This is a genomic window from Rhizobium sp. 1399 (genome assembly GCF_031455475.1).
GTDB lineage: Bacteria > Pseudomonadota > Alphaproteobacteria > Rhizobiales > Rhizobiaceae > Rhizobium.
Genome location: NZ_JAVDSU010000007.1, coordinates 302,196 through 322,990 on the forward strand (window position 1 = coordinate 302,196; position 20,795 = coordinate 322,990).

At 59.9% G+C, this 20,795-nt stretch carries 20 protein-coding genes; 6 read left to right on the forward strand and 14 right to left on the reverse strand.

Annotation, left to right across the window (positions count from 1 at the left end; all coding sequences use genetic code 11):
• Positions 1-137: 137 nt before the first annotated feature.
• The 4 genes from rpmF to mtgA all read right to left on the reverse strand — a co-directional run bounded on the left by rpmF (position 138) and on the right by mtgA (position 2,694).
• Positions 138-323 carry a 50S ribosomal protein L32 gene (rpmF, locus tag J2X71_RS22985; RefSeq protein ID WP_003543812.1) on the reverse strand — a complete coding sequence of 62 codons (186 nt, stop codon included), beginning with the start codon at positions 321-323 and terminating at the stop codon, positions 138-140.
• Between the two features lie 155 nt (positions 324-478).
• Positions 479-1,126: a glutathione S-transferase family protein gene (locus J2X71_RS22990; protein WP_310385383.1), complete on the reverse strand. Its 648-nt coding sequence runs from the start codon at positions 1,124-1,126 to the stop codon at positions 479-481.
• A 12-nt stretch (positions 1,127-1,138) separates the two neighbouring features.
• Positions 1,139-1,861 (reverse strand): DUF1868 domain-containing protein, encoded by a 723-nt coding sequence (locus tag J2X71_RS22995; RefSeq protein ID WP_310385385.1) that lies wholly within the window; start codon positions 1,859-1,861, stop codon positions 1,139-1,141.
• A gap of 95 nt (positions 1,862-1,956) precedes the next feature.
• Positions 1,957-2,694 (reverse strand): monofunctional biosynthetic peptidoglycan transglycosylase, encoded by a 738-nt coding sequence (gene mtgA / locus J2X71_RS23000; RefSeq protein WP_310385387.1) that lies wholly within the window; start codon positions 2,692-2,694, stop codon positions 1,957-1,959.
• A gap of 134 nt (positions 2,695-2,828) precedes the next feature.
• Here mtgA and J2X71_RS23005 point away from each other — a divergent pair, with 134 nt between their 5' ends.
• Complete coding sequence (locus J2X71_RS23005) at positions 2,829-3,743, forward strand: farnesyl diphosphate synthase (RefSeq protein WP_310385390.1); 915 nt, start codon at positions 2,829-2,831, stop codon at positions 3,741-3,743.
• 60 nt (positions 3,744-3,803) lie between these two features.
• Here the strand turns inward: J2X71_RS23005 and ispG are convergent, their stop codons facing one another.
• The 3 genes from ispG to J2X71_RS23020 all read right to left on the reverse strand — a co-directional run bounded on the left by ispG (position 3,804) and on the right by J2X71_RS23020 (position 7,178).
• Entirely contained in the window at positions 3,804-5,051 is a 1,248-nt protein-coding gene (gene ispG / locus J2X71_RS23010) for a flavodoxin-dependent (E)-4-hydroxy-3-methylbut-2-enyl-diphosphate synthase (RefSeq protein WP_007827555.1), read from the reverse strand.
• Positions 5,052-5,146: 95 nt separating this feature from the next.
• Positions 5,147-6,340, reverse strand: a complete 1,194-nt coding sequence (locus J2X71_RS23015) for an MFS transporter (RefSeq protein ID WP_310385392.1) — start codon at positions 6,338-6,340, stop codon at positions 5,147-5,149.
• Positions 6,341-6,401: 61 nt separating this feature from the next.
• Positions 6,402-7,178 carry a DeoR/GlpR family DNA-binding transcription regulator gene (locus J2X71_RS23020; RefSeq protein WP_310385394.1) on the reverse strand — a complete coding sequence of 259 codons (777 nt, stop codon included), beginning with the start codon at positions 7,176-7,178 and terminating at the stop codon, positions 6,402-6,404.
• Between the two features lie 209 nt (positions 7,179-7,387).
• On the opposite strand from J2X71_RS23020, the gene J2X71_RS23025 reads away from it, so the two are divergent.
• The 4 genes from J2X71_RS23025 (at position 7,388) to J2X71_RS23040 (ending at position 10,728) form a co-directional block, all read left to right on the forward strand.
• The gene (locus J2X71_RS23025) at positions 7,388-8,257 is read left to right on the forward strand and encodes a DMT family transporter (RefSeq protein ID WP_310385396.1); all 870 of its coding nucleotides are present in this window, start codon (positions 7,388-7,390) and stop codon (positions 8,255-8,257) included.
• A 154-nt stretch (positions 8,258-8,411) separates the two neighbouring features.
• Entirely contained in the window at positions 8,412-9,185 is a 774-nt protein-coding gene (locus tag J2X71_RS23030; protein ID WP_310385398.1) for an amino acid ABC transporter substrate-binding protein, read from the forward strand.
• A gap of 104 nt (positions 9,186-9,289) precedes the next feature.
• Positions 9,290-9,970, forward strand: coding sequence for an amino acid ABC transporter permease (locus J2X71_RS23035; RefSeq protein ID WP_007827548.1), 681 nt, complete (start codon positions 9,290-9,292; stop codon positions 9,968-9,970).
• Positions 9,967-10,728 carry an amino acid ABC transporter ATP-binding protein gene (locus J2X71_RS23040; protein ID WP_113183627.1) on the forward strand — a complete coding sequence of 254 codons (762 nt, stop codon included), beginning with the start codon at positions 9,967-9,969 and terminating at the stop codon, positions 10,726-10,728. Before J2X71_RS23035 ends, J2X71_RS23040 begins: the two co-directional genes overlap by 4 nt.
• A gap of 42 nt (positions 10,729-10,770) precedes the next feature.
• Here the strand turns inward: J2X71_RS23040 and J2X71_RS23045 are convergent, their stop codons facing one another.
• The 3 genes from J2X71_RS23045 to J2X71_RS23055 all read right to left on the reverse strand — a co-directional run bounded on the left by J2X71_RS23045 (position 10,771) and on the right by J2X71_RS23055 (position 15,833).
• Positions 10,771-11,343 (reverse strand): NAD(P)H-dependent oxidoreductase, encoded by a 573-nt coding sequence (locus J2X71_RS23045; protein WP_310385404.1) that lies wholly within the window; start codon positions 11,341-11,343, stop codon positions 10,771-10,773.
• A gap of 167 nt (positions 11,344-11,510) precedes the next feature.
• Positions 11,511-14,975 carry a pyruvate carboxylase gene (gene pyc / locus J2X71_RS23050; protein ID WP_310385406.1) on the reverse strand — a complete coding sequence of 1,155 codons (3,465 nt, stop codon included), beginning with the start codon at positions 14,973-14,975 and terminating at the stop codon, positions 11,511-11,513.
• 117 nt (positions 14,976-15,092) lie between these two features.
• Entirely contained in the window at positions 15,093-15,833 is a 741-nt protein-coding gene (locus J2X71_RS23055; RefSeq protein ID WP_113319852.1) for a LuxR family transcriptional regulator, read from the reverse strand.
• 320 nt (positions 15,834-16,153) lie between these two features.
• On the opposite strand from J2X71_RS23055, the gene J2X71_RS23060 reads away from it, so the two are divergent.
• Complete coding sequence (locus J2X71_RS23060; protein ID WP_113319853.1) at positions 16,154-17,917, forward strand: glucan ABC transporter ATP-binding protein/ permease; 1,764 nt, start codon at positions 16,154-16,156, stop codon at positions 17,915-17,917.
• Positions 17,918-18,054: 137 nt separating this feature from the next.
• Here the strand turns inward: J2X71_RS23060 and J2X71_RS23065 are convergent, their stop codons facing one another.
• The 4 genes from J2X71_RS23065 to J2X71_RS23080 form a co-directional block, all read right to left on the reverse strand.
• Complete coding sequence (locus tag J2X71_RS23065) at positions 18,055-18,294, reverse strand: hypothetical protein (protein ID WP_113319854.1); 240 nt, start codon at positions 18,292-18,294, stop codon at positions 18,055-18,057.
• Positions 18,294-18,452: a hypothetical protein gene (locus J2X71_RS23070; protein ID WP_310385411.1), complete on the reverse strand. Its 159-nt coding sequence runs from the start codon at positions 18,450-18,452 to the stop codon at positions 18,294-18,296. Before J2X71_RS23070 ends, J2X71_RS23065 begins: the two co-directional genes overlap by 1 nt.
• Before the next feature lie 28 nt (positions 18,453-18,480).
• A complete protein-coding gene (locus tag J2X71_RS23075; RefSeq protein ID WP_310385413.1) occupies positions 18,481-19,251 on the reverse strand; it encodes a hydratase in 771 nt (256 codons plus the stop codon).
• A 236-nt stretch (positions 19,252-19,487) separates the two neighbouring features.
• Complete coding sequence (locus J2X71_RS23080) at positions 19,488-20,720, reverse strand: OpgC domain-containing protein (protein ID WP_310385415.1); 1,233 nt, start codon at positions 20,718-20,720, stop codon at positions 19,488-19,490.
• Positions 20,721-20,795 lie beyond the last annotated feature (75 nt).

A 20,795-nucleotide genomic window follows, 5' to 3' on the forward strand; every position in this document is an offset into this window, starting at 1 on the left:
TCTCCCTGATCTCTAGGGAATACTGCCTGACATCACCGTGTCACTTCAAGGCACTGAAGATTATAATATCCTGAAAAGAAAAAGGCCGGCATAGAGCCAGCCTTCAAAACCTTCATAGGACAAAACCGCATAAAGAATTATGCGCTTTCCTTCGGCGTCAGAACCTGGCGGCCACGGTACATACCGGTCTTCAGATCGATATGGTGCGGGCGGCGCAGTTCGCCGGAGTTCTTGTCTTCGACATAGGTCGGAGCCTTCAGCGCATCAGCCGAACGGCGCATGCCGCGCTTGGACGGGCTCGTTTTTCTCTTCGGTACAGCCATTTCTCTTACTCCACTTGCGGGCAAAACATTCCCACGGCCAGACTGGCGGCCGAAACGGACATGTCGCGATTTCGGAATTTTGCGCGCTTATACATGCAAGGCGCGGCCTTGACCAGTCCCCATATGTATTTTTTGCGATGCCTCTGATTCTCCGCTTAGACTTCGTCTTCCGGTACGATCCACGGCTCGGCGCGGGCTGCTTCTTCCCACTTCCGCCAAGCCGGATGCGCCTTCATCGTGTTCATGTAAGCCAGTATATCGGCGCTGCTGACGAGATCATAGATATCGAAGCGATTGACGACGGGCGCAAACATCGCATCCGCTCCGCTGAATGCACCGAAGAGGAACGGTCCACCGGATTTCTGCAGCAGGTCGCGCCAGATTGTCTCGATGCGACTGATATCGGCAGAGATGCCGTCAGGCAGCGCGATCTTGCCCTTCGGCCGGCGAATATTCATCGGGCAGGCGCTGCGCAGCGCCCGGAAGCTCGACATCATCTCCATGGAGGCCGAACGGGCGAGCGCCCGCTCGGCGCGATCCTTCGGCAGCAACCCGGCATCTGGGTAAAGCTCGGCTACATATTCGATGATCGCGAAGGATTCCCAGATCTTCAGCGCACCGTGCTGCAGCAGGGGCACATGGCCGCTCGGAGAGACCGCCTTGATATTGGGATTGCCGTTTGGATAATCGAAGGGGATCAGCACCTCTTCGAAATCGATGCCGACGCCCGTCAGCGCCATCCACGGCCGGAAGGACCAGGAAGAGTAGTTCTTGTTGGCGATATAGAGCGTCAGCTTGTCCATGGTGTGTTCCTGTCAGGGTTCGAAATCGAAGATCAGCAGTTCGTGGAAGTGGTTCATATCCTCGAACACGCAGAAGGCCGGCGGGTTGAGTTCCAGTACCGGCGCCCTGCTGCGGATATCCTCTGTCACCTCGTCAAGCATTGCCTGCCAGCGCGGCAGCGCCTCGTCTTCCAGCCGCTCGATCGCATAGGTGAAGGTCATGTGGAACTTGTAATTCTCATGGTGGGGCTGACGGTAACCCAGGAGATCGGCGAATGCGTCGCGCCAGGCGCGCATAACCTTGCGGTCATCCTCTGTCGCACCCTCGAGGAGTAGGCCGGACGGACGGGCTTCGACGATCGCGACCTTGAAGGGATCGAACATCTTGAAGCCTTCGAGCCGCGCGCCCAGGAGCTCTGTCATGTCATCGATCGGCGTATCGAGCGGAATATTATCAGGCCAATGGTTCTCCTTGCGGCCGGTCTCGATCACGCCTTCAAAAAGCGTCATATGGAGGCTGGTGATTGGCGTGAAGATGAATTGTGGTGCCTCGGGCATCGCCAGATATCTCTCACGCGCTTCGATCAGCACCTGCTGCGTTCGTGAGCCCCTCGGGGGATGGCAGACGATCGTGTTGCCCCGCTCGGGCAGGAAGCCGCCGAGCTTCTGGTAGCGGGAGCCGAGATGCCGCGGCGGAGCCGGATTATGGGTCTTCGAATACTGGAGAAGCTCGGGCGAAAGTGTCGTGGTGGTCATGGGCGACTCGGGGCTTTGATTGCTGATGCATTCGCCCATATGGCAGGATCAAGAATGTCAGATGACGCTTGCCGCTTCCAACGACAAGTTCTGATTCAATCATAGATGCACTTGATGTAATCGCCCGAGCCCTGCGCCCGCCGTTCGATGAGCGCTGCAAGCCTGCGCAGCCCTCGTCCGGGTTTTCCGGCATTGCGATCGATCGGGTTCGGCAGCGAAACCGCAAGCAACGATGCCTGGCGGCGCGTAAGCTTCGAGGCAGGCACCTTGAAGTGATATTGCGCAGCCGCCTCGATACCGTAAATGCCTGGCCCCCATTCGGCGATGTTGAGATAAATCTCCATCAGCCGCCGCTTCGACCAGACGAAATCGGAGCCGACAGCCAGCGGCAGTTCCAATCCCTTGCGGATGAAGGAGCGGCTGTTCCAGAGGAACAGGTTCTTCGCCGTCTGCATGGGAATGGTGCTGCCGCCACGCGTCTCCTGGCCCTTCAGCGTATCCTCGACCAGCATCCGCATCTCGCCCCAATCGACACCGCCGTGGAAGCAATATTGCCCGTCTTCCGACATCATCACCGATTGCACGAGCACAGGCGCAACATCGTCGATCGACACCCACCGCCGGTCATAACCACGCAGAAGCACGAGGTCGCGCAGCATCAGCGTCGAAACCGGATGGATGAAGGGCAGCAGATAGAGAAGGATCAGCACATAGGGCAAAAGCAGCACCGCCAGAACGGCAAGAACAATGCGCTTCAGCACCTGGCGGTCTCCAACCCAGCGCCGGCGAACCGGCGCATCGACGCTCTCCTCTGTCTGCGGCGCTATATCCAATGTCCCAGTCCGATTTCGCCCTTGTCGTTGTCATACCGCCTGAAAACCGTCATTGCCAGAGTGCAGCGGAAATCTTGACGCGGTGATCGACAATTCCGTTGCCAGCAGCCGTTCTGCCGTGCCAAAGAGCGCGGATGGACGCTAAGCGGGAAACATTCGAGACACGGTTGAAAAACAGCGCCGCCGAGATCGAGGGGCTGCTCGATCTGCTGCTCGCTCCTGCCATGCTGTCCGACGAGATCGCCCGTCCCGATCTTCTGCGAAGCGCCATGCACTACGCCGTCCTGAATGGCGGCAAACGCCTGCGCCCCTTCCTTGTCATCGAGAGCGCAGCACTTCTCGGCGGCAACAGGCAGGCAGCACTTCGCGTCGGCGCGGCACTCGAATGCATCCATAGCTATTCACTCGTTCACGACGATCTGCCGGCTATGGACGACGACGACCTGCGCCGCGGCAAGCCGACCGTACACATCAAATTCGACGAAGCGACCGCCATTCTGGCGGGCGACAGCCTGCTGACCTACGCGTTCGACATCATCGCCGCGCCGGAAACCGACCTGCCGGACCGCAGCAAGACAGAACTCGTTCTGGCGATCGCCCGCGCCGCTGGCCTCGGCGGCATGGCCGGCGGACAGGCCCTTGATCTTGCGGCGGAAAAGCAGGCGCCCGATGAAGCCGGCATCATTCGTCTGCAGGCGATGAAGACGGGTGCACTGATCCGCTTCGCCTGCGAGGCCGGCGCCATCATTGCCGGCGCTTCGGCCGAAGACCGGCAGCGCCTGCGCCGCTTCGGCGAAAAGATCGGCCTCGCCTTCCAGCTTGCCGACGATATTCTCGACCTGATCTCTGATGCCCAGACGATGGGCAAGGCGACCGGCAAGGATGCCGCCCGCGGCAAGGGAACGCTGGTGGCACTTCACGGCATGGAATGGGCGGAGAAGCGGCTGCGTCAGCATGTCGAGGACGCGGAAGAGCTGCTCGCCCCCTATGGTGAACGCGCCGCAGTGTTGATCGCCACGGCCCAGTTCGTGGCCGAACGCAAGAGCTGAGACAGGGGAAGGGCGGGACTATCCAGCCCTGCTGCAGGAGGTCGTCGAAAAGCGGAGTGATTACTCCGCTGCCGTCTTCTGGCCGAAACGCTTCTCGATATAGTCGATGACGAGCGCCTCGAAATCCGAGGCGATATTTGGGCCGCGCAGCGTCAGGGCCTTCTTGCCGTCGATGAAGACGGGGGCAGCCGGCGTCTCGCCGGTGCCGGGAAGCGAAATGCCGATATCGGCATGTTTGCTTTCGCCCGGTCCATTGACGATACAGCCCATGACGGCGACATTGAGTGCTTCCACACCCGGATATTTCTCACGCCAGATCGGCATATTCTTGCGGATGTCGTTCTGGATGTTCTGCGCGAGCTCCTGGAATACCGTCGAGGTCGTGCGCCCACAGCCGGGACAGGCCGCGACGACCGGCACAAACTGGCGGAAACCCATGACCTGCAGCAGTTCCTGCGCCACTTGCACCTCGCGGGTGCGGTCACCATTCGGCTCCGGCGTCAGCGAAATGCGGATCGTATCGCCGATGCCGTTCTGCAGCACATAGCCCATGGCAGCCGAAGAGGCGACGATGCCCTTGGTGCCCATGCCGGCTTCGGTCAGGCCGAGATGCAGCGCATGGTTGGAGCGTTCGGCGAGCATGGAATTGACGGCGATCAGATCCTGGACCTGGCTGACCTTGGCCGACAGGATGATGCGGTTGCGCGGCAGGCCGATCTCTTCGGCAAGCTGGGCAGACAGCAACGCCGACTGCACGATCGCCTCGTGCGTCACCTGCCGGGCCGAAAGCGGCGATCCTTCGGCCTGGTTCTTGTCCATCAGCTGCGTCAGCAGTTCCTGGTCCAGCGAACCCCAGTTGACACCGATGCGCACCGGTTTGTTATAGCGGATCGCCATCTCGATGATTTCGGCGAACTGCTTGTCCTTCTTGTCCTTGAAACCGACATTGCCGGGGTTGATGCGATATTTCGCCAGCGCTTCGGCGCAGGCCGGATGATCGGCAAGCAGCTTGTGGCCGATATAGTGGAAATCGCCGATCAGCGGCACATCCATGCCGAGGCGCAGCAGCCGCTCGCGGATCTTCGGCACGGCGGCAGCACTTTCGTCGCGGTCGACGGTGATGCGTACCAGCTCCGAACCGGCGCGATGGAGTGCAGCCACCTGCGCAACCGTGGAATCCACATCCGCCGTATCGGTGTTGGTCATGGATTGCACGACGACCGGCGCACCGCCGCCGACGATGACACCGCCGACATCGACGGCAACGGAAGCGCGGCGCGGTTTCGGATCGAAATCGAAAGCAGACATAAAGAGCTCTTACACCCGGAAAACAGAGCCTTTCAGGTGGATCAAGCCCGCGAGCTTGTCAACCGCCCCGTATATCACTTTTGTTTGGAGGCGGCTCAGTGGCCGCCGCCCGAGACCCCGTCGGCATATTGCGCGAGCCTGGAGAATGCGAGAACCACGAGCAGCAGCACCGGCAACGCCATAAAGACGGCCGCAAAGCCCACATGCTCGGCCACGAAGCCGATCACAGAAGGCGCCACCAGCATGCCGGAATAGCCCAGGGTCGTGACGACGGAGATGCCGATGCCGGGCTTCAGACCGGGGATGTTGCCCGCTGCCGAAAAGGCGATCGGCACCATGTTCGAAATACCAATACCGCAAAGCGCGAAGCCGATGATGGCGATTTCGGCATTAGGCGCAAGGCTCGCAAGCAGCATGCCGACGATGGCAAAGAGCGTGCAGATGCGCAGCGTCTTGACCCCGCCGAGACGATCGCGGACCAGATCGCCGGCAAAGCGCATGGTCGCCATAGCCGCCGAGAAGGCCGCGAAGCCGAGGCCGGAGAGGGCGACCGACGCACCCATTTCCTGCCTGAGATAAAGCGCCCCCCAGTCGAGGACAGCACCTTCCGGCACCATGCAGAACAGCGCCATAACACCGAGCAGCCACGGCAGCGGCACCATCGGCAGCTTCGTTTTCTCCTTCTTGGTATCGGGATGCGGCGGATCGGCCAGAACCATCGGCCAGGCAACGGCAAGGAAAACAGCGGCCAGCACGGTCGCCAGTTCCGCGTGGCCGAGAATGCCGAGCCTGGAGATCACCAGGCCGCCAAGGCCGGAGCCGATCAGGCCGCCAAGGCTCCAGAACGCATGGCAGGATGACATGATCGCGCGGCGCATGGATTTTTCCACCGCCACGGCATTGGCGTTCATTGCCACGTCCATCGCGCCCATGAAACCGCCGAATAGGAAGAGCGAGATCGCCCCTATGATGACGTTGGGAGCCAGCGTCAGCGCCAGAAGCATTGGCAGCAAACAGACGGCGAGCACCCGCACGACAACGCGTGAACCATGCTTGGCGATCTGCGCGCCGGCGATTGGCATCATGACCAGCGAGCCGAAACCGAAGACGAGGATCATCAGCCCAAGCTCGAACTTGGTGAGTCCCAGCCGCTCGGCAAAGTCGGGAATCTTCGGCGCCCAGCAGCCGACGACGAAACCATTCATGAGAAAGAGCAGCGAGACCGCTGCTCTGCTCCTGGTAATGAAGCCGCTCCGTACCCACGGCGCTGCACTCACATTGTTATCCATTTCCTTGTCTTTCCTCTTGATCGGGCTTGCCTGCCCGATCCCCGTAAAAGGCGGAACGGTCTCAAGCCGTCTTGTCCGCAATGATCGTCCGGCACCCGCGTGCACGGTATTGTTCGAGCATGGCGGCATCCGCATCGTGCTCGACGACAAGGCATTCGCAATGCGCGACCGGCAGAACGCTGTGTGGCGCAGCCGTACCGAATTTTTCCGACGTCGCCGCTACCAGCACCCGTTTGCTCCTCGACGTGGCGAACCTCTTGAACTCCGCATCCTCGAAGCCGAAAGTCGTCAGTCCCGCCTCGATATCGACGCCGCAGGCGCCCAGGATGCAAAGGTCAGGCGAAAGCTGCTCCATGTCCCGCAAGGCCTTTGCGCCAAGCGATCCGCCGGTCTGGCGGTCGACCAGACCACCGATCAGGATCACGTTGACACCGGGCTTCTCGATCAGGGCCGCGGCAATCGCCGGCGCGTTTGTGGCAGCGGTCAACGGAAGATCGGCCGGCAGAGCATTGGCAATCGCCAGATTGGTGCTGCCGGCATCGAAGAATACCGTCGTACCTGCGACGATTTCCTCTGCCGCGGCGCGGGCCAGCGCCTGTTTCCGGTCGGCAGCAAAGCTCATGCGCTGGGTCAGACTTCCGTGCGCCGGCGAAATCGGCAGCGCTCCGCCATATACCCTCTCACAGAGCCCTGCCGCCGCCATCTCGCGCAGATCGCGCCGCACCGTATCCTCCGAGACGCCGAATTCGAGTGCCAGTTCTGCAGCCAGCACGCGGCCATGCGTCTTCAGTCGCTCGGAAATGACAGTCTGGCGTTCCCGCAACAGGAAATCTTGCATGTTTATACCGGATCAACCCTTCAAAATCTGAAATCATGCATAAACACTGATAAACGTGCACGCAACATGCACGATCACACGTTTTCTGACGCTCTGAAACAAAGCTCCACGACCAGGGCGAAATCTCGCATATTGACCGTCTCCGGGGGCAGGACTATCGATCAGGCATTCCCGATTCCCGCCGGCATAGCCCGCCTCTGGTACATCCCGTGAAAAACTCCGTCAGCCTGGGCATCCTGCTCACGACCGCCGCCTATATGGCGTTCACTTTCCATGATGCGATCGTCAAGGTTTTGACGGCGAGCATTCCCGTTTGGCAGATCCTGTTCTTCCGCAGCCTCACCATCCTTCTCGGCTGCCTCGCCTATGGCCGCAGCAAACTTGTGCATCAGGCGATCACCTCGCCGATCATCAAGCCGATGATTGCCCGCAGCATCCTTCTGCTCTGTGCATGGCTTTCATACTACACGGCCGCAAGTCATCTGCAGCTCGCCGAGGTCACGACGCTCTATTACGCAGCGCCTGTCGTCGGCACCTTGCTCGCCTGGTTCATCCTGAAGGAAGAGGTCACCCCCGCCCGTTGGCTAGCGGTCGGTGTCGGCTTCGTCGGTGTGCTCATCGCCAGCAATCCCGTCGGGCTCACGATCTCCTGGCCGGTCTATCTGGCGCTGCAGGCAGCCGTGCTCTGGGCTTCCGCCATGGTATTGCTGCGCAAAACCTCGCTGCATGAGAAGACTATCATCCAGCTTGCGGTCTCCAACGTCTTCTTCCTCATAATGACCGGTATTGCCGTGATCTACACCTGGCAGACCCCAACTCTCACGCAACTCGCCCTGCTCATCGGCACCGGTGTCGTCGCCGGCTGCGCCCAGTTCGCCCTCTTTGAAGGCATGCGTCAGGCTCCAGTGTCGGTGCTCGCGCCCTTCGAATATACATCGCTCGTCTGGGCCTTCATCCTCGGCTATCTGATTTGGGCTGATGTACCCACGCAGAATGTCGTCGTCGGTGCGGTGATGATTCTTGGCGCGGGCTTGATCATCATCGTCAGCGAAAAATTGCGTCGTCGCGCCGTGGCCTGATACCGGTTTCAGCCAGATTCGTGGTCAGAGTGGCAGCTTGAGAAAAATATTCGCAGTTGCCGCTTTTATTTGCAGTTTTCTACGCTTTCGATACCGCAATTTTCTGCGATGTATCGACCATCCGAACACAATCTTCCCAAGGATGGATAGAACAATGAACTGGTTGAAAACCGTCGCCGCCGCCGCCCTCATTCAGGCTGCAGCCCTGCTGCCCGCCCATGCCGGCGAAAACCTCAGCGCCATCAAGTCTGCCGGCGTCTTCAAGATCGGCACGGAAGGCACCTATGCGCCCTTCACCTATCATGACGAAAGCGGCAAGCTCGTCGGCTTCGACGTCGAGATCGGCGAAGCGGTGGCCGCCAAGCTCGGCGTCAAGGCGGAATTCATCGAAGGCAAATGGGACGGCCTGATCGCCGGCCTCGACGCCAAGCGTTATGACACCGTCATCAACCAGGTCGGTATCACCGACGCGCGCAAGCAGAAGTACGACTTCTCCGAACCCTATATCGCGTCGAAGGCCGTACTGATCGTTCGCGACGGCGACGACAGCATCAAGACCTTCGCCGATCTCAAGGGCAAGAAGTCCGCCCAGTCGCTGACCAGCAACTTCGGCAAGATCGCCACGGAAGCGGGCGCCGAACTCGTCGGCACCGACGGCTTCGATCAGTCGATCCAGCTCGTCCTGACGAAGCGCGCCGACGCAACGATCAACGACAGCCTCTCCTTCCTGGACTTCAAGAAGCACAAGCCGGACGCTCCAGTGAAGATCGTGGCCCAGCAGGAAAATGCCGACTATTCCGGCATCATCATCCGCAAGGGCGAGCCGGAACTGCTCGACGCGATCAACAAGGCGCTCGCCGATATCAAGGCTGATGGCACCTACAAGAAGATCGCCGACAAGTATTTCGGCCAGGACGTTTCGAAGTAAGTCCTGACACCGGCGGTTTCGCGCTGCCGCCATATCATTTATAGCTGCATGAGAAAGCGTCCGGCGAACACTCGCCGGACGCGTCTTTTCTTGAGGACACGCCCTTGCCGCACTGGCTCCAACTGATGGCGGAATCGCTTCCCTCGCTCCTCTGGGCGGGGCTGATCTTCACCATCCCCTTGACCCTGCTTTCCTTCGCCTTTGGACTGATCCTGGGCCTGATCACCGCGATCGCCCGCCTCTTCGGCCCTGAGCCCGTCGCAGCCATCGCGCGCTTCTATGTCTGGGTCATCCGCGGCACGCCGCTGCTCGTCCAGCTCTTCGTGATCTTTTATGGCCTGCCCAGCATCGGCATTCTGCTCGACGCCTTTCCGGCAGCGCTCATCGGCTTCACGCTGAATATCGGCGCCTACAGCTCCGAAATCATCCGCGCCGTCATCTCCTCTGTGCCAAAGGGCCAATGGGAAGCGGCCTATTCGATCGGCATGAGCTGGCGCCAGGCCATGAGCCGCACCATCCTGCCGCAGGCGGCCCGCGTCGCAGTACCGCCCCTGTCTAATACCTTCATTTCACTGGTCAAGGATACCTCGCTCGCAGCTGCCATCACAGTGCCCGAGCTCTTCCAGGCCGCACAGCGCATCGTCGCGACCACCTACGAACCGCTGATCCTTTATATTGAGGCGGCGCTGATCTATCTCGCCTTGAGCTCCGTACTCTCGACGCTGCAGCAGCGGCTGGAGCGCCGGTTCGCCCGTTACGGCGGGATGCTGGAGGCAAATGCATGATCGAGCTTTCCAATATCGAAAAGCGCTTCGGCGACGCCGTCATCTTGAAGGACATCAGCATCCGCATCCCGGAAGGCAGCGTCACCGCCCTCGTCGGCCCCTCCGGCGGCGGCAAGAGCACCCTGCTCCGCTGCATCAATCTCCTGGAGATCCCGACCGTAGGCACCATTCGCCTCGGCGAAGAAACGCTCTCTTTCACGCCCGGCAAGCGTGTGGGCTGGCAGGCAATCCAGAAGATCCGTCGTCAGACCGGCATGGTGTTCCAGAACTTTCAGCTCTTTCCGCATCAGACGGCGATCGAAAACGTCATGGAAGGTCTGGTCACAGTCCTGAAATGGCCAAGGGAAAAGGCGCGCGAACGCGCCATGGAGCTGCTGACCAAGGTCGGCATGGCACACAAGACCGATGCCTGGCCCTCGACGCTCTCCGGCGGCCAGCAGCAGCGCGTGGCGATCGCCCGCGCTCTTGCGCCTTCGCCGCGCGTATTGCTCTGCGACGAGCCGACGTCTGCGCTTGATCCGGAACTGTCAGCGGAAGTGGTGGATGTGCTGGGTCAGCTTGCCAGGGAAGGCACGACCATGGTCATGGCGACCCATGATCTTCGCCTCGCCTCCAAGATTGCCAATGACGTGGTTTTTCTGGAGGCCGGCAGCGTGGTGGAAACCGGCAGCGCCAGAGCGATCTTCAATACGCCGGAGAAGGAGCGCACCAAGCGCTTCATCTCTACCATCAACGCCGCTCATACCTACGATATTTGAGGCGATGCCGGGATGCGAAATCCCGGCATACGGAAATTCCGATCAGGCGGCAGTGACGACGGCACGTGCTGCCTTCAGCGCATTTCCCCACCAGGTCAGCTGATCGAGCAGGTTCTTGGCAGCTTCGTTCAGATGCGCGTAATCGCCGAGGCTCCTGCCTTCCTTCAGAACGGCAAGATATTCGCTGAACGCGATGTGTACCCCCGTCCTGACAGAAGCTGCACTCATTTCGACGAAGACCAGACGAAGCTGCTCGACGGCGCGTGCGCCACCGACGCCGCCGTAACCGACGAAGCCGACCGGCTTATGGATGAATTCGCCGAGATCGATCGCGTTTTTCAGAACAGCCGTCGGAGCATGGTTATATTCGGCGACCGTGAAGATGAAGCCGTCGAATTCGCGCAGCTTCTTCTTCCAGCGCTCGGCGGTTTCGCTTTCCGCCGTGGTGGCGCGCGCTTCGCCGAAGAAATGCATCGGGTAGTCGAGAAGATCGAGAACCTCGACTTCGAGATCGGAACGCTGGTCGACGAGCTCGGCGATCCACTTGGCCGGATGTTCAGCGAAACGGCCAATACGCGTGCTGCCAACGATGACGGCAATCTTCAACTTGCTCATGAGATGATCCCTGATTGATCTTGGGGGCGGTGATGGGAGCCGAAGTCTATGAGAAAGCCTCCTCGCCCGGCAAGGCGAGAAGGCTGCTAACTCATAGAAAAATCAGCTTTTTAACGACACTATCGTACACAATCGGGTGATGCCGGAAACGATCGTCCGTCGTCTTCTTAACCGGCATAGACGACGAGCAGATCCTTGGCGTCGATCTGGTCGCCGGCCTTGACCAGGACTTCCGAAATCGTGCCGTCCTTTTCCGCATGCAGCGCCGTTTCCATCTTCATCGCCTCGATGGAGACGAGTACGTCACCGGCACTGACGACCTGGCCAGGCGCAATGAAGACACGCGAGATGACGCCTGGCATCGGCGCCCCGACATGGACGGCATTGCCGGCTTCCGCCTTGCGGCGGGCCGCAGCCCCCGAAGCGCCGTGCGCCCGATCCGGCACCTTGATGCGGCGCGGTTGGCCATTGAGTTCGAAGAAGACGGTGACCATGCCCTGGCTATCGGTGCCGCTCATCGCCTGGTTCACGATGACCAGCGTCTTGCCCTTTTCGATATCGGCAAACAGCTCTTCGCCATCCTTGAGGCCGTAGAAATAGGAGGGCGTCGGCAGCACCGAGACCGGACCATAAGTGTCCGCAGCCAATGCGAAATCGGTGAAGACCTTCGGATACATCAGGTAGGAGGCAAACTCGAAGTCGCTGACTTCACGCTCCAGCTTGGTCTCGATCGCCTTGCGCTCCGCGTCGAGGTCGGCATCGTCAAGCAGCGAGCCGGGGCGCACCGTATAAGGTTGCTCTCCCTTCAGAGCCTTCTTCTGCAGCGCTTCCGGCCATCCTGACGGAGGCTGGCCGAGATCGCCCTTCAGCATCGAGACGACCGATTCCGGGAAAGAAACTTCTTTCTCAGCGCTGACCACATCGGCAACCGTCAGGTCTTGGCTCACCATCATCAGCGCCATATCGCCAACGACCTTGGACGACGGCGTCACCTTGACGATATCGCCGAACATCTGGTTGGCGTCGGCATAGGCCTGCGCCACCTGGTGCCAGCGGGTCTCGAGCCCTAGCGAACGGGCCTGTTCCTTGAGGTTGGTGAACTGGCCGCCCGGCATTTCGTGCAGGTAGACTTCCGAAGCAGGTCCCTTGAGGTCACTCTCGAAGGCCGCATATTGATTGCGAACCGCTTCCCAATAGAAAGAGATGCGGCGGATCCATTCCGGATCGAGGCCCGGATCGCGCTCGGAGCCACGCAGCGCTTCGACGATGGAACCCAGGCAGGGCTGCGAGGTATTGCCTGACAGTGCATCCATCGCTGCATCGACGGCATCGACGCCTGCATCCACGGCAGCAAGAACCGTGGCCGCGGCAATGCCCGACGTATCATGCGTGTGGAAGTGGATCGGCAGGCTGGTCGCTTCGCGCAGCGCCTTGAACAGCACCTTGGCCGCGGCCGGCTTCAGGAGGCCCGCCATGTCCTTCAGCGCGATGATATGCGCGCCGGCCTTTTCGAGCTCGACGGCAAGATCCGTATAATATTTCAGGTCATACTTCGGTCGCGCCGAATTGAGGATATCGCCCGTATAGCAGATCGCCGCTTCGCAGAGCTTGTTCTCCTCGGCAACGGCGTCCATCGACACGCGCATATTCTCTACCCAGTTCAGGCAGTCGAAGACACGGAAGAGATCGATACCGCCCTTGGCGGCCTGTCGGACGAAGTATTTGACGACATTATCGGGGTAGTTCTTGTAGCCGACGCCGTTCGCGCCGCGCAGCAGCATCTGCAGCAGCAGGTTGGGAGCTCCCTCGCGGATCAGCCCCAGACGCTCCCATGGATCCTCGGTCAGAAAGCGCATGGAGACGTCGAAAGTCGCACCACCCCAACATTCCAGCGACAAGAGATTTGGCAGCGCATGCGCATAGGTGCCGGCGATCTTGGCAATGTCATAGGTGCGCATGCGGGTGGCGAGCAGTGACTGGTGACCGTCGCGCATTGTCGTATCGGTCAGCAGCACCTGCTTCTGCTCGCGCATCCACTCGCCGAATTTCTTCGGACCGAGCTGGTCGAGAAGCTGCTTCGTACCATCGGGGATCTTGCCGCCGTCTGCGTAGGGTACGACCGGCTTGGCGGCATCCTCCGATGGCCGTGGGCGATCCTTTGCCTCGGGATGCCCGTTGACGGTGACATCGGCGAGATAGGTCAAAAGCTTGGTGGCACGGTCCTGGCGCTTGACCTGCTGGAAGAGCTCAGGCGTGGTGTCGATGAAACGGGTCGTATAGGTGTTATCTCTGAACTTCGGATGCGTAATGATCGCTTCCAGGAAGGTCAGGTTGGTGGCAACACCACGAATACGGAATTCGCGCAGTGCGCGGTCCATGCGCGAAATCGCCTCCAGCGGGTTCGGCGCCCAAGCCGTCACCTTCACCAGCAACGGGTCGTAGTAGCGGGTGATGATCGCGCCGGTATAGGACGTGCCGCCGTCGAGGCGAATGCCGAAGCCCGATGCCGAGCGATAGGCAGTGATGCGGCCATAGTCCGGAATGAAATTGTGCTCCGGATCTTCCGTCGTGATACGGCACTGCAGCGCATGGCCGTTGAGGCGGATATCCGCCTGCTTCGGCACGCCGGATTCCTCAGTGCCGATCGCGAAACCGTCGAGGATATGGATCTGTGCCTTGACGATATCGATGCCGGTCACGACTTCGGTGACCGTATGCTCGACCTGGATGCGCGGATTGACTTCGATGAAGTAGAATTTGCCGGTATCGGCATCCATCAGGTATTCGACAGTGCCGGCGCCGACATAATTCGTCGCCTGCGCGATCTTCAGCGAATAGGCTGCAAGTTCCTGACGCTGCGCTTCCGACAGATATGGGGCGGGCGCGCGCTCGACGACCTTTTGGTTACGGCGCTGAATAGAGCAGTCGCGCTCGAAGAGATGCACGACATTGCCGTGTGTATCGCCAAGAATCTGGCTTTCGACGTGGCGGGCGCGCTCGACGAGCTTTTCGAGATAGACTTCGTCCTTGCCGAAGGCAGCCATCGCCTCGCGCTTGGCCTCGGTTACCTCGCGAGCGAGATCTGCTTTGGAGCGGATGACGCGCATGCCGCGACCGCCGCCGCCCCAGGACGCCTTCAGCATCACGGGATAGCCGATCGCGGCAGCCATCTTGGCAACTTCCGCCATATCGTCAGGCAGCGGCTCAGTCGCCGGAACGACCGGAACGCCGACCGAAATGGCGAGATTGCGCGCTGCCACCTTGTTGCCGAGCTGACGCATAGTATCGGCCCTCGGGCCGATGAAGGTGATGCCTGCGGCGTTGCAGGCATCGACGAATTCGGGGCTTTCCGAAAGCAGACCGTAGCCCGGATGAATGGCGTCGGCGCCGGAAAGCTTGGCGACACGGATCACTTCGTCGATCGAAAGATAGCTTTCGATCGGGCCGAGATCACGGGCGAGATGCGGGCCGCGGCCGACTTGATAGCTCTCATCGGCCTTAAAGCGGTGCAGCGCCAGCTTGTCTTCCTCAGCCCATATCGCGACCGTTTTTATTCCGAGCTCATTGGCCGCGCGGAAGACGCGGATGGCGATTTCGGAACGGTTGGCGACAAGGATCTTCGATATGGGCAATGTACTCTCCTCAAAGCACGAAAAACGGGCCATGCTGCACCCGCGAAGAGAATTCTTAACGTGCTGTTACAGAAAGTTCAATTTCCCTCGTCTCGACGAAATAGAATTTCTTAGATCTCAGGTAATCAAACCATACCGGAAAGCAAGCGCCACCGCCTGCTGCCGGTTCTTGGCCTTCAGCTTATCCTGCAGACCGTTCATGTACCAGTCGACCGTATGATTGGAGATCTTCAGATGCTTGCTGATTTCCATCGAGGTCATACCCTCGGCGAGATAATGCAGGATTTCCATTTCGCGCCGGGTCAGCTGTGTGTCGGTTATCGGCACCGTTTCCAGCGTCGCAGCTTCGCCCTGCAGATCGAGCAGCCGCCAGAAGGTTTTGCGGGCGATCGCCTCGAAAAGCGAGATTTCAGCCGGTGAAAGCTCGACGGGCTTACCGCCGAGGCTGAGGCTGCCCAAGATGCCGTTTCGTCCATAGATCGGGAAGACATAGCCGTCTTCCAGCCCATGGCCGAAGGCATCGACCATCATCTGCTCCATGCGGCGCTGATGCGGGTCGGCCCTAAAAGCGGCCATGCTGTCGCGCCAGCGGAAGGGCCGCTGCGCATGTGCAAGATACCGCACGGTCGGATCGACGAGCACATATTTTTTCACTGCATAGACGTGTGACCATCTGTCCGGCCACCGGCTGGCCATAGTCACACTCCATGGGTTGTCTCCCTGCTTGGGGTGGCGAAGCAGACCATAGAAATCGAATCCGCTCGCGCGGATCACCTTGTCGAGTTCTTCGATCGCGCTTTCGCTGTCGGAATGTTCCTCTAGAATCACAAGTAATTGAATTAAAGAATGAATTTGCACAAAATGCCCCTTGCCCGGACCAACGAGGCCGCCGGAGCAGGCCTGATAACCCGCCGCTGAACGGTCTTTATTAAAAAATTGCAGTTCACAAACTGGATGGTGCGCTAGACGCTCCAGGGAATGCAAGCGCAAATTGTCGCGATGTATGCCTAAGCAACAATTTCGAAACTATGGTCACTTATCGCACTGAGCGATCGCACCGTACGCGCGAATTTCGAAGCCGGATTCCAAACCTGAATATCCCGTTAATCGTCGGTTCAGGTAGATCTTTGTAGCATCGCATCATCCCGTTTTTTCGCAGATGCAAAAGAGGTCCCGACGTGTCGTTATTCAAGGTCTATGCAAGGGCTCTGCGCTATCTTGGCGCCTACAAGCTCCGCGTATCCCTCGTCGTTATCGCGAATATCGTATTGGCGGCCATCACCATCGCCGAGCCGATACTGTTCGGCCGTATCATCGATGCGATTTCCGGCAAGGGCGAGGTCAAGCCGATCCTCATGATGTGGGCGGCGTTTGCCGTCTTCAACACCATAGCGTTCGTCCTCGTGGCACGCGAAGCCGACAGGTTGGCCCATGGCCGCCGCGCGACGCTTCTGACCGAGGCATTCGGCCGCATCATCTCCATGCCGCTTTCCTGGCACCACCAGCGGGGCACATCCAACGCGCTGCACACGCTGCTGCGCGCTTGCGAAACTCTGTTCGGCCTGTGGCTGGAGTTCATGCGCAACCATCTTTCGACGGTCATTGCGCTTGGTCTGCTCATCCCGACCGCAATGTCCATGGATCTGCGTCTCTCCGCAGTCCTGATCGTGCTCGGTATCGCCTATTGGATCATCGGCCGTGTGGTCATGAGCCGCACCAAGGACGGCCAGGCTTCGGTCGAAAACCACTATCATACCGTCTTCGGCCATGTCAGCGATTCCATCAGCAACGTCTCGGTTCTCCATAGCTACAACCGCATCGATGCCGAGACGCGTGCGCTGAAGTCCTTCGCCGATCGCCTGCTGCAGGCGCAGTATCCGGTACTCGACTGGTGGGCGCTTGCGAGCGCGCTGAACCGCATGGCCTCGACGATCGCCATGATGGTCGTGCTCGTCATCGGCACCGTGCTCGTCCAGAACGGCGAACTGCGCGTCGGCGACGTTATCGCCTTCATTGGCTTCGCCAACCTGCTGATTGCCCGCCTTGACCTGATGCGTCAGTTCGCCACGCAGATTTTCGAAGCCCGTTCGAAGCTGGAAGACTTCTACAATCTGGAAGATTCCGTCCGCGAACGCGAAGAGCCGGCCGGAAACGGCGAGATCAAGGACGTCAAGGGTGATGTCGAGTTCAACGACGTCTCCTTCGGCTTCGCCAACAGCTCGCAGGGCCTGCACAACGTCTCCTTCAAGGTGAAGGCCGGCCAGACGGTTGCGATCGTCGGCCCGACCGGCGCTGGCAAGACGACGCTCGTCAACCTGCTCCAGCGCGTCTATGACCCGCAGGGCGGCCAGATCCTCGTCGACGGCCACGATATCAGCAAGGTCACGCGCAAGTCGCTGCGCCGCTATATCGCCACCGTCTTCCAGGACGCGGGCCTGTTGAACCGCTCGATCAGCGACAACATCCGCCTCGGCCGCGAGAACGCTTCGGAAGAGGATATGCGCCGCGCCGCCGAAGCGGCTGCCGCTGCCGACTTCATCGAGAACCGCGACGAGCAGTACGACACCCATGTCGGCGAGCGCGGCAACAAGCTCTCCGGCGGTGAACGCCAGCGTATCGCGATCGCCCGCGCCATTCTTAAGGATGCGCCGATCCTGGTGCTGGACGAGGCGACCTCCGCTCTCGACGTCGAGACGGAAGCCCGCGTCAAGGCGGCGATCGACAACCTGCGTCAGAACCGCACCACCTTCATCATCGCCCACCGTCTCTCGACGGTCCGCGAGGCGGATATGGTGCTGTTCCTGGATAACGGCCGCATCGTCGAGCACGGCAGCTTCGATGAGCTCAGCCACTCGAACGGCCGCTTCGCCGCTCTGCTCCGCGCCAGCGGCATCCTGACTGACGACGAAGTCCGCAAGGCCCATACGACCGAAGCTGCCTGATCGGCTTCGCAAGGACACGACAAAAGGCCGGAAGGGCATCGCTCTTCCGGCCTTTTTTGTTGCGCGGGATTCCCTGTGAATCGCTGTGGGCAGACCCGCTTGTTCTCATCATCGGTAAGGATTGATCCGTAGAGTCTCTAAGCCGCTTCTGCATAGACGAGGTCAGGTGCAAGGATCCATTCGCCCTGTTTGAGCGACATGACATCAAGTCTGCCGCGGCCATCTCTGGCGGCAACGCCGACAAACCGATAGCAGCCACCGTTCCGGTCGATGACCACGGCAGAAATCGGTTTGCCGCGAAGATGACCGACCACAGGGCCGTCTGCCTTCGCGGCATCAAGCAGGAAATATTCGTGAGGAATGTTGCGACTAACCATCAGGCGCGCCCCTCGCTCCGGATGGCCAGGCCGACAGCCGTCTTTGTCCCTGTCTTCATCGCTGCGTCCGGGCGATTGGCCTCAGCCGGAACCGGCTTGCGGCAGAACTGTTTCGTCTTCTTGATCTCGACAATGAATGGCTTTCGCTGCGACCTCATACCTTGTCCTTTCCGTTTGAAATGCGTGTCACGCAAAGATGCATTCGACCTGTCCAAGCGGTCCGAAATCAGCCGCCAGATGCTGGCCGGGCCAAACCTGAAGAATGGTGGTGCACGATCCCGTCGCAACGATATCGTTGGCCTGAAGCTGCCTGCCGTTCGCCGAAAGTTGGTTTGTCAGCCAGACGACGGCATTGAGCGGATTGCCCATGACCGATGCGGATGTCCCCGAAAAGACCGTCTGCTTGAACAGGAAGGTTGTAATATCGATGCTGGCAAGATCGGCTGATGTCAGCGCTCCGGTATGATCACCGCACAGGGTTGCGACATGTAGGCCGAAGTCGGCGATCGCTGCGTAATCTCCCGTGAAGACCCGCCGCGTGCGCCGGCCGAGAATGCCGACGGCCGGGCGACAATCGAGCACCGCTTCAGCAGCACTGTCGAGGTTGATCGGCTCTCCGATATCCGGATAAGACCGCAGCATCGTGAAAACCAGCTCACACTGGACACCGATGGTGCCTTGCGGCAGCCGGAATTCCTTCGTGCCGGCAAACAGTGCGGAAGCAGGAATTTCGGAATAGATCGACTTTGCAAGACCGAGAGTGTGGCGCGATTCCTCGCTCGTGCCGACGAGCGCATAGCCCTTGCGCTCGAAACCCAGCGCATCCTGCGCAATCGCCTGAATGTCATAGGCCTCACGTTTGGAGGAGATCAGGTCAAGCGGAAGATCGCAGAGTTCGTTATGCCGACGGCTCTTGGCGAGGATATCGGCTGTGGCGTCCTTGAGTTCGAAGTACATCTTCGTGCTCCCTATCATTGGCATTGCCTCAGGAAGCCAAAATGGAGCGAGGCGCGTAGCCGTTCCATTCGTGATGAACGGCTAAAAGATCAAAATCTCATAGTGATCCCGGAGGTCCCGCTTGCGGCTGCGCATTCCACCTGGAACAACTGCGTCAAGGCGTAACCACCCAACGCTCGGCGAAAAAGCCGGCGGCCTCTTCGACCGCCGGCTCCGTATTCCTTAAGGAAGTCTGCCTATTTGCGCTTGCCCTGGCTATAGGCGTCCACTCCACGGCTGATGCGGACGGGCACCGGAATGGCGCCGCCGCTGGCAAGAGGCCGAGTGTTTTCCTGTTCGCGCTTGTATTCGAGATGATAGGCATAGGCGAACTGGGCGGCGATGCCGACAAGCACGAAGATCGGACCGATGATCTGGTCACGGTTGGTAATGTAGAGCAGCACCTGCCCGACCATCGCCAGGATGGTGCCGGCGACAAAGATATTGAGCGAGTGCCGGCCGAGGATCGTCAGCGGATGATCGGCCGGGCGGCGGAAAGCCTGGGACACCGTCGGAATATTGATCACCAGATAGGCGAGCGCCAGCACATGCAGGAGGCGCGGCAGCGACAGGAATGTCTTGTCGAAGCCGGTCAGCACGGCAGGCAGGCCAAGTGCTGCAAGATAGTTTCCGATATCCCAAAGACGCGCCGTCACCCAGATGAAGGAGAGCACGACATAGCCGAGTGCCAGCGCGAAAAGCAGCGGATGGTGGGGAAGCGTGCCGCCGCGCTTGACATGCATCATCGACACGATGCCGATCGTGAACAGGAACTGCCAGGAGAAGGGATTGAGGAACCAGTCGCCCTCGAAAAGCATGTTCTGCGGCGCGATCTGGTAAATGCCGGCGAGCAGCCAGACCGTTCCGGAAACCGCAAGCGCCAGCAACGCGCTCTTCTCGTTCAGCAGCAGGATAAGTGGCACCATCAGCATCAGTGCGCCATACATCGGCAGGATATTGTTGTAGCCGATCTGATGGCCGAGCAAGAGCAGGGCGGGAATGCCCTCCTTCAGGTTCATCAGCACCGCCAGAATATTAATCTCGACCAATAGCCCCGGCCGGTGGAACAACCAGGCGCCGCAGATGAACAGCGCAAGCGTCACGAAAGTGGTGATCATATGGGCAAGATAAAGCGTGAAGGCACGCTTTGCCGCCTTGATCGCCATTTCCAGTCGCTTTCCCGCCTTGAAGCGCGAGCCATAGGCAAGACCGACTGCAATGCCCGAGATCAGCACGAAGGCTTCGGCGGCATCGGAAAAGCCGAAATTCTTGGTCGTGATATATTCGAAGATTTGCCCCGGAACGTGATTGATGAAGATCGTGATGAGCGCGAGACCACGAATCACATCGAGCCTCGTATCACGCTTGGACGCCGCCACTGATATGGAACTTCGTTGGGCGCCAATGGCTTTGGTCGGCATACCTGCCATGGTGTCTCTCCTGTTATCCGTTTTGCAAACGCTACGCCGGCCAAAAGGGTTCCCCCTTTGGCCGCGCGAATCGCC